We start from the raw sequence: 13,325 nt of genomic DNA, 5'->3' as shown, positions 1-13,325 counted from the left end.
GGCAGGTCAGCTCTCGCGCAGCTCCCGCACGATCGGCTCCCACACCTCGGCGTCTATCTCGTACGCCGTGTAGAAGGACACCCGGTCGACCAGCGCCCCGTACCGGCGCCGGATCTCGCCCGCGACCCGGTCCGGCTCCGCCACGACGGCGAAGGTGTGCAGGACCTCGTCGTCGACGAGCCGGCTCATCGCCTCCCACTTGTCCTCGCGCCGGGACGTCGACAACGCGTGGAGTTCGTCGCCGAGTTCGCCCCACCCGTGCAGCTCCAGCACCCCGCGGTAGGCGGGGGTGCTGCCGTAGAAGGCGATCTGACCACGGGTGCCGTCGATCGCGCGGGTCATCTCCTCCTCCGTCCGGCCGGTCGCGGTCAGGAGAAGATGGGAGACGGCGAAGTCGTCCCGCGTGCGGCCCGCCTTGGTCAGCCCCGCCTGCACGGTCGGCAGGGTCACCTCCCGCAGGTACCGCTCGGTGGTGAAACCGTGGGCGAGAAGCCCGTCGGCGACTTCGCCCGCCACTCGCGTCATGGCCTCGCCGACCGCGGCCACGAACACCTTGGGTGCGCCGCCGGGTGCGGGCGGGGGAGAGAAGAAGGGCGACATCAGCGTGTGCGTGTAGAAATCGCCGCGGAAGTCGAGTTTCTCGCCCTCGTTCCAGGCGGCCCAGATGGCCCGCAGCGCGCTCACGTATTCCCGCATCCGGGCCGCGGGCCGGCTCCACGGCATGTCGAAGCGTCGCTCGATGTGCGGTTTGATCTGGCTGCCGAGGCCGAGCGAGAACCGTCCGTCGGCGTAGGCCTGCAAATCGTGTGCCGTGTAGGCGAGTTGCATCGGGGAGCGGGCGAAGGCCACGGCGATGGCCGTTCCCACCTCGAGGCGGTCGGTGTGCTCGGCCGCCAGCATCAGAGGCAGGAACGGGTCGTGCTTGGACTCCGACGCCCACAGGCCGTCGTAGCCCGCCTTCTCGTGGTGCCGGGCCTCCTCGACCACCTCGGCGGTGCTCCACACATTGAGCTTGCCGTCGACCTTCATGCCGCTCCTCCGACCGTTTCCCTACCGATGCGCCGTGCGAGCAGTTCCCGGTGGTACGCCGGATCCCCGAACAGCAACTGTGACGTCTTGGCCCGCTTCAGATACAGGTGGGCCGGGTGTTCCCAGGTGAAGCCGATACCACCGTGCACCTGGATGTTCTGCTCCGTCGCCTGCAGACAGGCGTCGGAGCAGAACGCCTTGGCCAGGCTCGCCACGGCGGGCAGCTCCGGATCCTCGCCGTCGGCCGCCAGCAGCGCGTAGTGGGCGGCGGCGCGCGCCGACTCGACCTCCAGCAGGACGTCAGCCAGCAGGTGCTTGACGGCCTGGAAGGAGCCGATGGGCCGCCCGAACTGGTGCCGCACCTTGGCGTAGTCCACCGCCATGTCGAGCGCACGGGAGGCCACCCCGACCTGCTCGGCGGCGAGTGCCACCGCCGCCCGGTCGAGCACCTGGGACACCAGGTCCCAGCCCCCGCCGTGCGTACGCAGCCGGGTCGCCCGTACGTCGTGGTAGTCGAGGCGCGCCTGCCGGCGGGTCGGGTCCAGCGTGGGCAGGGGCTCACGGGTCAGCCCCGCCGCGTCGCCGTCCACCCAGAAGACCCCGATGCCGTCCGGGGTGCTGGCGACGGTGAGGACGACATCGGCGGCGGCACCGTCGAGTACGAATGTCTTGTGTCCGGTGAGCAGCCAACCTCCCGCCGACTCACGGGCGGTGAGCCGGACTCCCGTGGCGTCCCAGCGGGCGGAGTCCTCGGTCAGGGCCAGCGTCGCGACGAGCTCGCCGGAGGCCAGGCCGGGCAGCAGGCGCTTGCGGGCTTCCTCGTCGGCGCAGCGCAGCAGCGTGGTCGTCGCCAGCACGGCCGAGGACAGGAACGGCGCGCACAGCAGCGCCCGGCCCGTCTCCTCCATCACGACGCCCACTTCGACCGGCCCGCACCCGGCACCGCCGTACTCCTCGGGGACGGCCAGCCCCTGGAGACCCAGCTCCGTGCCCATGCGGCGCCACAGCGCGCGGTCGAAGCCCTCCGGCGTCTCCATCAGGCGCCGGACCTCGCTCTCGGGCGAGGTGTCCGCCAGGAACGCCCGTACCGTGCGCCGCAGTTCCTCCTGCTCGTCGCTGAACGCGAAGTCCATGCCTCAGCCCTTCTCGGCGGATCGGCGACCACGGCGGGCCGCGATGATCTTCTCGACGACGGCGATGTGGTCCGGGTGGTGCATGCTGTCCCGCTCGGCGAGCAGGGCGGGCTCCAGAACGCCCGCCATGGCCTGCTCCAGGTGGAGGTTCACCGCCCGTTTGGTCTCGCGCAGCGCCTGCGTCGGCAGTGCCGCCAGCCGCCCGGCCAGGTCCATCGCCTCGTCCATGAGCTTGTCCTTCGGCACCACCCGGTTGGCGATGCCCAGCCGGACCGCGTCCTCGGCGTTCACCCGGTCGCCGAGGAACAGCAGTTCCTTCGCGCGGGTCAAGCCGACGAGCAGGGGCAGCACGAGGGCGCCGCCGTCGCCCGCGACGAGTCCGACCTGGATGTGCGGGTCGGCGACATGGGCGTCGTCGGCGATCAGGACGAGGTCGCTCAGCAGGGCCAGGCTGCAGCCGAGTCCGACGGCGGGCCCGTTGACCGCGGCGATCACCGGCAGCGGGCAGCGGACCATGCCGGTGATGATCCGCCGGGCCTCGTCGACGTTCCGCTCCCGGAAGGCGCGCTCGCGCTGGACCCGGGTCATGATGTCGAAGTTGCCCCCGGCGCTGAACGCCCGGCCGCGCCCGGTGAGCACGACGGCGCGTGCGTCCGGGTCGGCGGCGAGCTCGTCCCACACCGACGCGAGACCGGAGTGCAGTTCCTCGCTCATCGCGTTCAGTTGCTCGGGCCGGTTCAGCTCGACCAGCCGGACCGGCCCGACGGCCGTCACCACCAGATCCGTCATCTCCACCGCCGCGTACAGAAAGAGTCAGTAGAGTTGAATGGTATAACTAATTAGCCCGACTGAGAACCGGTTCCGCGAAGTGACGGAGGACGCCCCATGTACGAGACCGTGCGCACGGAACTGGCGGATCGGATCCTCACCGTCACCCTGGACCGGCCGGAGCGGCTCAACGCCTTCACCCCGCAGATGATGACCGACCTGCTCGACGTCCTGGACGCAGCCGACGCGGACGACGACGTCCGCGTGATCGTGGTGACCGGCGCCGGGCGCGGCTTCTGCGCGGGCGCCGACGTCAGCTCCGGCGGCTCGTCCTTCGACCACCGCAAGGCGGGCACCCGGCACCGCGACACCGGGGGGCGGGTGGCACTGCGGATCTTCTCCAGCACCAAGCCGGTCATCGCGGCGATCAACGGCCCGGCGGCGGGCGTGGGCGCCAGCATGACCCTGCCCATGGACATCCGGCTGGCGTCGACCTCGGCGAAGTTCGGGTTCGTCTTCGCCCGCCGGGGCATCGTGCCGGAGTCCGCCGCGAGCTGGTTCCTGCCACGCGCCGTGGGCATGCAGCGGGCCATGGAATGGGTGGCGACCGGGCGCGTCTTCGGCCCCGACGAGGCACTGGCGGCCGGGCTGGTCCGCTCCGTCCACCCGCCCGAGGAACTGCTGCCGGCGGCGTACGCGCTCGCCCGTGAGATCGCCGAGAACACCTCGGCGATCTCGGTCGCCCTGTCGCGTCAGATGATGTGGCGGATGCTCGGCGAGCCCCACCCGATGACCGCGCACCGGCTCGACTCGCGGATCATGAGCCAGATCGGCGGCGGCCCGGACCCCGTGGAGGGCGTCGAGTCGTTCCTCGCCAAGCGGCCGCCCGCGTTCCCGGGCCGGGTCAGCAAGGACATGCCGCCCGTCTTCCCCTGGTGGCAGGAGGAGGAGTTCCGCCCCTTCGGTGAGTAGGGGGCGGCGCAATCGGAAAATCTGGCCGAAACATTGTCGTAGTTTGCTCGAAGTGTTAGCGTCCGGTCGGCGGAATTCAGTTGAATGCGCTAAACCATTTGACCGCCTGGACGGTAACCATGAGCGATGGTTTCCTGCACGAGTCCCTCGGCCGTGTCGACTGGGGGGTCGCCACCGCGGACACCATCGCGGCCCCACTTCCACCCGCGCCCGAGCGGGGCGGCCACTTCCGGCAGTGGACCGACGACATCCGGCAGCTGACCGGCATCGTCCCGGACACGCACCGCATGGTGGCCGGATGGCCGCGGCTCCAGCCCGACGGCCCCGGCGGCTGGGACCGGGAGGCCCTCGACCGCTGCGACCGCGCGCTCGACTCCCTGCTCGCGGAGGGGGCGCGGCCCGCTGTCACGTTGCTCGACCGCTCTCTGCCGCCATGGCTGGACGCGGCCGGCGGCTGGCTGGCCCGCGACACCGCCGAGCACTTCGCCGCGTACGCCGCCGAGCTGGGCCGCCGGTTCGGCGACCGGGTGGAGCGGTGGATCACCTCCACCGACCTGGCCGGTCCCACGCTCGCGGACCACGTGGCCGGAATGTACTCACCGGGCCGGGGCGCCGGCCGGGCCGGGCTGCCCGCGGTCCACCACATCCTGCTCGCGGGCGGTCTCGCCACCCGAGCCCTCAGGGCCGCCGGCGCACGGGGCCGGATCGGGACCACGGTCACCCTCGTCGGCGGCTACGCGGCCACCGACGACCCCTACGACCGCCTCGCCCTGGAGCGTCTGGAGAGCTGGACCAACCGCCTCTTCCTCGACCCCCTGCTGCTCGGCGAGCACATGGTGACCGAGGAGGGCGTCGTCCCGGTGGAGGCCACCGGCTGCGTACGCCCCGGCGACCTGGAGGTCATCGCCACCGCCCAGGACCTGCTGGGCCTGTCCTGGCACACCCCGTTCCGCGTCACCGCACCCGAGAACCTGCCCCGGGTGCTGCCGTCCGCGAAGTGCCAGAGCGCCCTCAACGAGGTGAACCGCCTGCTGGTGGGCCTCGGCTTCGCGGTCGTCCCCTTCGACGACGTGGAGACGACCGCCTACGGCTGGCCCATCATCCCCGAGGGACTCGCCGACGCCGTCGCCGGCCTGTACGAACTGTACGGAGACCTGCTGCCGCCGCTGTCCGTGATCGACAACGGTATGGGCGACCTGGACCTGGTCGACGACACGGGGCACAGCGACGACGCCCGGCGCCGGGCCCTGCTGCGTGCCCGGCTCACCTGGCTGGCACGCCTCGTCACGGCCGGGGTGGACGTCTGCGGCTACGAGTACTGGTCGGTGCTCGACAACCTGGAGGCGAAGTTCCGCTACACCCGCCTGTACGCGATGGCCGTCCCGGACCACGAGCCCCCGCCGCGCCCCCCGATCCCCTCGGACTGGGTGAACGGGGGAGCGTTCGCCGTCGTACCCGGTCAGGGCCGGGCGGCCGGGCTGACCCTGGTGCCGGGTCCCGCCCGGACTCAGCGCGTCTCGGCCACGTAGTCCCTGCCCCGGATCAGCCGCACCGGCGTGTAGACGAGCACGTCCTCGTCCCGCTGGTTGCGCACGGTGATCCGGCTGGTCACCACGCCCCGGCCGGGCTTGCTGGAAGGGCGGCAGCCGGTCGTCTCCACGACGGCGTACAGCGTGTCGCCGACGTACACCGGACCCCGCACGGTCAGCTCCATGTGCAGGAAGGCGAGGCCGGTGCCGTGCAGCACGTTGGTCTGCAGTACAAGTCCCTCCGCGAGGCAGTACGTCAGCCCTCCCGGGACCAGCCGGCCCGTGTAGCCGCCGTCCGCCGCGTGCGAGGCGTCCCAGAAGAGCGGCTCGGTGAAGCCGCCCCAGGTGACGAAGTTGACCAGGTCGGTCTCGGTGATCGTGCGGCGGGCGGTCCTGAAGACCTGCCCGACCGGCATCTCCTCATAGGTCAGCCCCCGTACCAGCGGCGGGGCGTCGATGATGGTTTCTTCCGTCGTCATGGTGTCTTCCTTCTCGTACGGAACCGGTCACAGATCGAGCGGGTGCTTGTCGCCCACACCCTCGAAGTCCGGAGTGCGCTTGTCGCGGTGGGCGGCCAGGCCCTCGACGACCTCGTGTCCCGCGAACCCGAAGAACTCCAGGCCGAGCGAGGCCTCGAAGATCGGCTGCGCGGTCCGGTACCAGTGGTTGAGGGACCGCTTGGTCCAGCTGATGGCGCTGGCGGGCCCGGCTGCCAGCGCGGTCGCCACGCGCAGCGCCTCGGCGTGCACGTCCGCGTCGTCCACGCACTTCGACACCAGCCCGATCCGCTCCGCCTCCTCGCCGGTGAGCACCTCGCAGGTCAGCAGGTAGTACTTGGCCTTGGCCATGCCGCACAGCAGCGGCCAGCAGATGGCCGCGTGGTCGCCGGCCGCGACACCGAGACGCGTGTGCCCGTCGACGATCTTCGCCGTGCGGGCCGCGATCGAGATGTCCGCGAGCATGCCGATGACGAGCCCCGCACCGACCGCCGGGCCGTGGATCGCGGAGACGACCGGCTTGGAGCAGTTCATCACCCCGTAGACCATGTCCCGCGCCTCGCGCATCACCCGGGCGCGCACCGCGTACTCCTCGGTCATGTCCTCGATGGAGTCGAAGGTCCCGCCCGCCGAGAAGGCCCGGCCCGCCCCCTGGACCAGCACCGCACGGGTCTGCTCGTCACGGTCCACGACGGGCCAGATGTCCGCCAGTTCACCGTGCATCCGGGGGTCCACCGCGTTGAGGTTCGGGGCGTCGAGCACGATACGGAGCACGCCGGGCGCGGGCCGCTCGAAGGTCAGGCTCGTGAACGGGGCGTAGAGATCGGTCACGTCGCGCTCCTGGTGTATTCAGTGTGGATACTATAATTATCTAACTGTATCCAACGGTGAGCGGCAAGCGGGCGGCAGCCCGCCCGCACCGAGGACGGGAAGCTCGGCATGGATCTCACCTTCAGCGAGGAACAGAACGAACTGCGCAAGGTCGTGCGGTCGTTCCTCGCCAAGCACTCCGGCGAACCGGACGTACGCCGCCTCGCCGCCGACCCCCGCGGCCACGACCTCGTCGTCTGGCGCCGCATGGCCGGCGAACTCGGCCTCCAGGGACTCGCCGTGCCGGAGGAGTACGGCGGCTCCGGCTTCGGCTACGTCGACCTCGGCATCGTCTTCGAGGAGGCGGGCCGCGCCCTGCTGTGCGGCCCGTACCTCGCCACCGTCGCCCTGGCCGCCGAGGCCCTGCTGCGCTGCGACGACGAACAGGCCCGACACGACCTCCTGCCGGGCATCGCGTCCGGCGAGACGGTGGCCACGCTGGCCCTGACCGAGGACGGCGGCCGCTGGGACGCGTCCGGCATCCGGCTCACCGCCCACGACCGGGGCGGCGGCTGGCGGCTGACCGGCGCGAAGACCTACGTCCCCGACGGCCACCTCGCCGACCTGCTCCTGGTCGCCGCCCGCACCCCCTCCGGCATCAGCCTCTTCGCGGTCGACGCCGACACGCCGGGCCTGGTCCGCGCCCCCCTGCCCACCCTCGACCAGACCCGCAAACAGGCCCGGGTGGAGTTCACGGACACCCCGGCCCGCCTGCTCGGCACCGAGGGCACGGCGTGGCCCGCCCTCGAACGCGCCCTCGCCACCGCCGCCGTCCTGCTCGCCGCCGAACAGGTCGGCGGAGCGGCCGCCGCTCTGGACGCCGCGGTGGACTACGCCCGCATCCGTGTGCAGTACGGCCGGCCCATCGGCTCGTTCCAGGGGATCAAGCACAAGTGCGCCGACATGCTGGTGGAGATCGAGTCCGCCCGCTCGGCCGCCTACGGCGGACTGTGGGCGCTGGACGCCGGGGACGACACGGAGATCGCCGTCGCGGCCGCTCTCGCCCAGGCGTTCTGCTCGGAGGCGTTCACCAAGGTCGCCGGCGACGCCATCCAGATCCACGGCGGGATCGGCTTCACCTGGGAGCACCCCGCGCACCTGTACTTCAAGCGGGCCAAGAGCTCCGAGGTGCTGCTCGGCACACCGTCGTACCACCGGGAGCTGCTCGCCACCCGGCTCGGCATCTGATCTCAGCAAAGGAGCTGGCATGGAGCTGGACTTCGGGCCCGCCGTACGCGACTTCCGCGACGAGCTGCGGGACTGGCTCGCCGATCATCTGGTGGGCGAGTTCGCCGAGCACCGGGGCGTGGGCGGCCCCACCGACGGCGCGGCCTGGGAGGTCCGCCTCGCCTGGGACCGCGAACTGTCGGCCGGCGACTGGCTGGGCGTGGGCTGGCCGCGGGAGTACGGCGGACGCGGTCTCGGCCTCCTCGAGGAGATCGTCTTCGAGTACGAGTACGCCCGCGCGAACGCCCCCTACCGCGCCACGGTCAACGCCCTCGACCTGCTCGGCCCGATGCTCCTCAAGGTGGGCGGCGAGACACAGAAGAAGCGCTTCCTGCCCCCGATCCTCGCCGTCGAGGAACTGTGGGGCCAGGGCTTCAGCGAACCCGGAGCCGGCTCCGACCTGGCGTCCGTACGCACCCGCGCCGAGCGGGACGGCGACGCATGGGTGGTCAACGGCCAGAAGGTGTGGACGTCCTTCGGCATGCACGCCGACTGGCTCTACCTCCTCACCCGCACCGACCCGGACTCCCAGCGCCACAAGGGTCTGACCATGCTGCTCCTGCCCACCGACCAGCCGGGCGTGGACATCCGCCCCATCCGCAACCTCGCGGGCCAGGACGAGTTCGCCGAGGTCTTCCTCTCGGACGCGCGCACCGGCGCGGACATGGTCGTCGGCGAGGTCGGCCAGGGCTGGCGCACCGCGATGACCACGCTCGGCATCGAACGCGGCACCACGCTGCTGCCCCAGCAGCTCACCTTCGAGCGGGAGGCGGAGGCGCTCATCGACCTGGCACGGGAGCGGGGCGCGCTCGACGATCCGATGCTGCGCCGCCGGATCCTGGACGCCTGGATCTCCGTACGCATCATGCGCACCACCAACCTCCGCACCCTCGCCGAACTGACCGCGGGCCGCACACCGGGCGCACAGGCCACGACGGCCAAGTTGTACGCCTCGACCCGCCACCAGCGACTCGGCCACCTGGCCATGGAGCTGGCCGGTCCCGCCGGACAGATCGTCGGCGAGGACTACCGCCTGGACACCCGGCAGCGCTCCTTCCTCCTCTCGCTCGCCGAGACCATCTACGGCGGGTCGAGCGAGATCCAGCGCAACATCATCGGGGAGCAGTTGCTCGGCCTGCCGAAGGAGCCACGGCCGTGACGTCGGTCGAAGACCGGCTCGACCGCGTCGAGTCGCACCTTGCCGTCCAGCAGCTGCCCGTGCGCTACGCACTGGCCGTGGACGCACGGGACCTCGACGCGTGGGTGGGCTGCTTCCGGCCCGACGTGGACATGGGACGCCTCGGCCGGGGCCGCGAGGTGCTGCGCGCGTACATCGAACCCCTCGTCCGCGGCTTCAACCGGTCGGTGCACCAGATCTGCGGCCACCGGATCGAGTTCACCGGCCGCGACAGCGCCACCGGCTCCGTCTACTGCCGTGCCGAGCACGAGGTGGGGGAGCGGTGGATCGTCATGGCCATCCGCTACCTCGACGAGTACGCGCGGGTGGACGGCGAGTGGTACTTCTCGCGGCGCCGCGAGCAGCACTGGTACGCGGCCGACGTGACCGAGCGCCCCCAGGCGGTGGGATTCAACGGCTGGGAGGGCGCCGGACGACCGGCGCTGCCCGACGCCTTTCCCTCCTGGGCGCCCTTCTGGAAGGAGACGTGATGGCACGGTTGTCCGGGAAGACGGCATTGGTCACCGGTGGCGGACAGGGCGTGGGGCGCGGTATCGCGCTCGCGCTCGCGGCCGAGGGAGCGGCCGTCGTGATCACCGGCCGGACCGAGAACAAGCTGAAGGGCACCGCCGAGGAGATCGCCGGGCGGGGCGGCAGGGCGCACCTCGTGGTCGGCGACGTGGGCGAGCGCCGCGACGTCGACCGCATGGTGGCCGAGACGGTACGGGAGTTCGGCGGCCTCGACGTGCTCGTCAACAACGCGCAGAGCTCGGTCCAGCGCCGGCTGGAGGAGACGTCGTACGACGATGTCGAACTCACCTACCGCAGCGGCCCGTTGGCGACCTTCCACGCGATGCGGTCCGCCCTGCCCCACCTCAAGGCCAGCCGCGGCAGCGTCGTCAACCTCGGTTCGTCGGCCGCGGTGCAGGGGGAGGTGGGCTTCGCCGCCTACGCGATGGCCAAGGAGGCCATCCGTGGGCTGACCAGGGTGGCCGCGCGCGAGTGGGGCGCCTACGGGATCCGCGTGAACGTCGTCTGCCCGGCCGCACTGAGCCCGGCGGCGGAGGAGTACTTCGCTGCCCACCCGGAGAAGGCCGCACAGGTGGTCGCCGGTATCCCGTTGGGCCGGATGGGTGATACGGAGGGGGACATCGGCCGGGCGGTGGCCGCGCTCGTCAGCGACGACATGTCCTATCTGACGGGGGCCACGCTGATGCTCGAGGGCGGGCGGACGCTGATCGGGTGAGGCGGGAGTGTTCCACCCCCGCTTCGGCCTAGCCGGAGTCGGCGTTGTTGCGGGCGACCGCCTTCGTCCTCAAACGCCGGACGGGGGGAGACATGCCGACCGGCGCCTCCCCATGCACCCCCAACCACCTCACACCACACCCCGCGCCCGCAGCGCCGCCAACTGATCCCCCGTCACATCGGCCAGCTCAGCCAGTACTTCAGCCGTGTGCTCCCCCAGCGCGGGCGGCGCGGCGTACCCCTCCACCGGCGTCGCCGTGAACCGGATCGGATTGGCGAGCAGCGGGAGCCGCCCCGAGACCGGGTCCTCGACCTCGACCAGCATCCCGCGGTGCTGGATCTGCGGGTCGGCGAAGACCTCGGGCATCTCGTTGAACGGACCCGCCGGGACGTCGTGTTCGTCGAGTGCGGCCAGCCAGTCGTCCCGGGTGCGGGTACGCAGGATCGCCTCCAGCACCGGCAGGATCTCCTCGCGATGGGTGATCCGGGCGGAGGTCGTGGCGAACCGGGGGTCCTGGAGCAGGTCGGTGCGGTCGGCCGCCGCGCAGAACGCGGCGAACTGCTTGTCGTTGCCCGCGACGAGAAAGAGCGGCTTGTCCTCGCACAGGAAGGCCTGGGAGGGGATCCCGCCGTACCCGCCGTTGCCGCGCCGCACCGGCACCTCCCCGGAGACCAGGTAGTTCATCGCGAAGTGCGAGAGCGAGGCCAGTCCGCAGTCCAGCAGCGACAGGTCGATGAACTGGCCCTCCCCGGTGACGTCCCGGTGCCGCAGGGCGGCCAGCACGGCCGTGGAGGCGTACAGCCCCGTGAGGATGTCGACCATGCTGACCCCGACCTTCATCGGCTCCCCGGGGTGCCCCGACACGCTCATCATCCCGGACATGGCCTGGAAGATGCCGTCGTAGCCGGGGCGCTGCGCGTACGGCCCGGTCTGGCCGAAGCCCGTCACCGAGAGGTAGACCAACCGCGGGTTGAGCTCCCGCATGCTCTCGTGGTCGAGCCCGTACTTCGCCAGTGTCCCCGCCCGGAAGTTCTCGACCAGCACGTCCGACCGCGAGGCGAGGGCGCGGATCAACGCCTGCCCCTCGGCCGTGGCGTGGTTGACCGTGACGGACCGCTTGTTGCGGTTGCAGGAGAGGTAGAAGGCCGCCGTGTCGGTCCGGGTGCCGTCGGGTCCGTCGGCGAAGGGCGGGCCGTACGTGCGTGAGTCGTCACCGGTCCCGGGCCGCTCCACCTTGATCACTTCCGCGCCCAGATCGGCCAGCATCTGGGTGGCCAGGGGTGCGGCGAGGATGCGGGACAGGTCGAGGACGCGGACCCCGGCCAGGGCGGTCGACGGCATCTGGGCCTCCCTCTGTTCAAACTGAATCAGTTAGATAAATAATACATAGAAGCCACCATGGCGTCCCGTGTGGCACCCTGTGTAATTGCTGCAACTATCCAATTCATGTAACTATATGGATCGGCTGGTAGGCCGAGACCGGAGGGCGTGCTGATGACCGTCGCGGCGAGGACCCTCACCGACCAGGAGCAGCGGGAACGCCGAGCCTGGTTCCGCGCCCGCTGGGAACGCGGCGTCGCCTTCAACCGCCGTTGCGGGATGCGCGTACGGCGTTGGGAACCCGACGGCGTCGAGATCGTGCTCCCGTACGCCGAGGCGCTCTCCGCGCACGAAGGCGTCTTCCACGGCGGGGTGATCTCGGCGCTCATCGACACCGCCGGCTCCGGAGCCGTGATCGCCGGGCACGACTTCACGAAGGGGAGCCGGCTCAGCACCGTGTCGATGTCGGTGCAGTACCTGGCGCCCGCACGAGGACAGGAGGCCGTGGCCCGGGCCCGCTGTCTGCGGCGGGGCGGCCGGGTGCACTTCGCCGACGTCGACGTCCTGACCGACGGCCGGATCTGTGCCCGGGGACAGGTGGTCGTCACCATCTCCGGGGAACGACCGGGCGTCGGCGATCCGATCGAACCCATCGATCCCATTGCACCCATCGACCCCCTGACCGAGGAGTGACGTGATGAGCGAGGAACCCGCCCAGGACGACCTGGTGCTGTACGAGGTCGATGAGGACGGCGTCGCCACCGTGACCCTCAACCGGCCCGAACGCAGGAACGCCTGGAGCATCCCCATGGAGCGCCGCTTCTTCGCGCTCCTCGACCGGGCCGCCCACGACCCGGCCGTCCGCGTCGTGATCGTCACGGGCGCGGGCAAGGCCTTCTGCCCCGGGATGGACGTCCAGCGGCTGGAGCAGAACGCGCAGCCGGGGCAGTCGCTCAACCTCCAGGCCCGCGTGCCCATGTACAGCAGGCGGAATCTGCCGAAGCCGCTGATCGCCGCCGTCAACGGCGCCTGCGCGGGCATCGGTCTGGTCCAGGCCCTCATCTGCGACGTCCGGTTCGCCGCCCGCGGAGCCCGCTTCACCACCGCCTTCACCCGCCGTGGCCTCGCCGGCGAGTACAACCTGCCGTACGTCCTGCCCCGTGTCGTCGGCCTGGAGAACGCGCTCGACCTGCTGCTGTCGGCCCGCGTCTTCGACGCCGACGAGGCGAAGGAGCTCGGCCTCGTCAGCCGCGTCGTCGAACCGGAGGACCTGCTCGGCGCCGCCCGCGCCTACGCCCGGGACATCGCCCGCAACTGCTCCCCGCGCGCCATGGCCGTCGTACGCCACCAGGTGTACGGCGACCTGGACCGCACCTTCACCGACGCCCTCGCCCGCTCCTACTCCGCCATGGAGTTCTTCGCGGGCTCACCCGACTTCCGCGAGGGCGTGGCGAGCTTCATGGAGAAGCGGGAGCCGAAGTTCGAGGGCCTTCCGCCCGACTTCGACCCCGACGAGGCGACCCGCGACGCGTTCCTGCCGTACTGACCCGCTGTCCG

General features: G+C 71.2%; 14 protein-coding genes. 8 read left to right on the top strand and 6 right to left on the bottom strand.

From position 1 onward, the window contains the following. Positions 1-6 precede the first annotated feature (6 nt). The 3 genes from ACGFNV_RS15135 to ACGFNV_RS15125 are packed head-to-tail and all read right to left on the bottom strand — an operon-like array spanning position 7 to position 2,951. Entirely contained in the window at positions 7-1,029 is a 1,023-nt protein-coding gene (locus ACGFNV_RS15135; protein ID WP_393622594.1) for a TIGR03617 family F420-dependent LLM class oxidoreductase, read from the bottom strand. Then, a complete protein-coding gene (locus tag ACGFNV_RS15130) occupies positions 1,026-2,162 on the bottom strand; it encodes an acyl-CoA dehydrogenase family protein (RefSeq protein WP_393622593.1) in 1,137 nt (378 codons plus the stop codon). The genes ACGFNV_RS15135 and ACGFNV_RS15130 overlap by 4 nt, the downstream gene beginning before the upstream one ends. A gap of 3 nt (positions 2,163-2,165) precedes the next feature. Then, positions 2,166-2,951: an enoyl-CoA hydratase/isomerase family protein gene (locus tag ACGFNV_RS15125; protein WP_393622591.1), complete on the bottom strand. Its 786-nt coding sequence runs from the start codon at positions 2,949-2,951 to the stop codon at positions 2,166-2,168. Positions 2,952-3,047: 96 nt separating this feature from the next. Between ACGFNV_RS15125 and ACGFNV_RS15120 the strand changes: the two genes are divergently transcribed. Next, positions 3,048-3,902 carry a crotonase/enoyl-CoA hydratase family protein gene (locus ACGFNV_RS15120; RefSeq protein ID WP_393622590.1) on the top strand — a complete coding sequence of 285 codons (855 nt, stop codon included), beginning with the start codon at positions 3,048-3,050 and terminating at the stop codon, positions 3,900-3,902. 119 nt (positions 3,903-4,021) lie between these two features. Next, complete coding sequence (locus ACGFNV_RS15115) at positions 4,022-5,431, top strand: family 1 glycosylhydrolase (RefSeq protein ID WP_393622589.1); 1,410 nt, start codon at positions 4,022-4,024, stop codon at positions 5,429-5,431. Here ACGFNV_RS15115 and ACGFNV_RS15110 read toward each other — a convergent pair. Continuing rightward, on the bottom strand, positions 5,410-5,910 hold the full coding sequence (locus ACGFNV_RS15110; protein ID WP_393622588.1) for a MaoC family dehydratase: 501 nt from the start codon (positions 5,908-5,910) through the stop codon (positions 5,410-5,412). The genes ACGFNV_RS15115 and ACGFNV_RS15110 overlap by 22 nt on opposite strands. A 27-nt stretch (positions 5,911-5,937) precedes the next feature. Continuing rightward, a complete protein-coding gene (locus tag ACGFNV_RS15105; RefSeq protein ID WP_393622586.1) occupies positions 5,938-6,759 on the bottom strand; it encodes an enoyl-CoA hydratase/isomerase family protein in 822 nt (273 codons plus the stop codon). Between the two features lie 108 nt (positions 6,760-6,867). Here ACGFNV_RS15105 and ACGFNV_RS15100 point away from each other — a divergent pair, with 108 nt between their 5' ends. Genes ACGFNV_RS15100 through ACGFNV_RS15085 form a run of 4 tightly spaced genes read left to right on the top strand, consistent with a single transcriptional unit; the run spans position 6,868 to position 10,448 of the window. Then, positions 6,868-7,986, top strand: coding sequence for an acyl-CoA dehydrogenase family protein (locus tag ACGFNV_RS15100; protein WP_393622584.1), 1,119 nt, complete (start codon positions 6,868-6,870; stop codon positions 7,984-7,986). Between the two features lie 19 nt (positions 7,987-8,005). Continuing rightward, entirely contained in the window at positions 8,006-9,184 is a 1,179-nt protein-coding gene (locus ACGFNV_RS15095; RefSeq protein WP_393622583.1) for an acyl-CoA dehydrogenase family protein, read from the top strand. After that, the gene (locus ACGFNV_RS15090) at positions 9,181-9,693 is read left to right on the top strand and encodes a nuclear transport factor 2 family protein (protein ID WP_393622581.1); all 513 of its coding nucleotides are present in this window, start codon (positions 9,181-9,183) and stop codon (positions 9,691-9,693) included. Before ACGFNV_RS15095 ends, ACGFNV_RS15090 begins: the two co-directional genes overlap by 4 nt. Further along, complete coding sequence (locus ACGFNV_RS15085; protein ID WP_393622579.1) at positions 9,693-10,448, top strand: SDR family NAD(P)-dependent oxidoreductase; 756 nt, start codon at positions 9,693-9,695, stop codon at positions 10,446-10,448. The genes ACGFNV_RS15090 and ACGFNV_RS15085 overlap by 1 nt, the downstream gene beginning before the upstream one ends. 129 nt (positions 10,449-10,577) lie before the next feature. Here the strand turns inward: ACGFNV_RS15085 and ACGFNV_RS15080 are convergent, their stop codons facing one another. Next, positions 10,578-11,789: a CaiB/BaiF CoA transferase family protein gene (locus ACGFNV_RS15080; protein ID WP_393622577.1), complete on the bottom strand. Its 1,212-nt coding sequence runs from the start codon at positions 11,787-11,789 to the stop codon at positions 10,578-10,580. A 153-nt stretch (positions 11,790-11,942) separates the two neighbouring features. On the opposite strand from ACGFNV_RS15080, the gene ACGFNV_RS15075 reads away from it, so the two are divergent. Further along, a complete protein-coding gene (locus ACGFNV_RS15075; RefSeq protein WP_393622576.1) occupies positions 11,943-12,461 on the top strand; it encodes a PaaI family thioesterase in 519 nt (172 codons plus the stop codon). Between the two features lie 4 nt (positions 12,462-12,465). Beyond that, positions 12,466-13,314, top strand: a complete 849-nt coding sequence (locus tag ACGFNV_RS15070) for an enoyl-CoA hydratase-related protein (protein WP_393622574.1) — start codon at positions 12,466-12,468, stop codon at positions 13,312-13,314. Positions 13,315-13,325 lie beyond the last annotated feature (11 nt).

Source organism: Streptomyces sp. NPDC048751, assembly GCF_043198595.1.
GTDB lineage: Bacteria > Actinomycetota > Actinomycetes > Streptomycetales > Streptomycetaceae > Streptomyces.
Note: the sequence above shows the minus strand (reverse complement) of the source record. Positions and strands in the feature narration are given on the sequence as shown.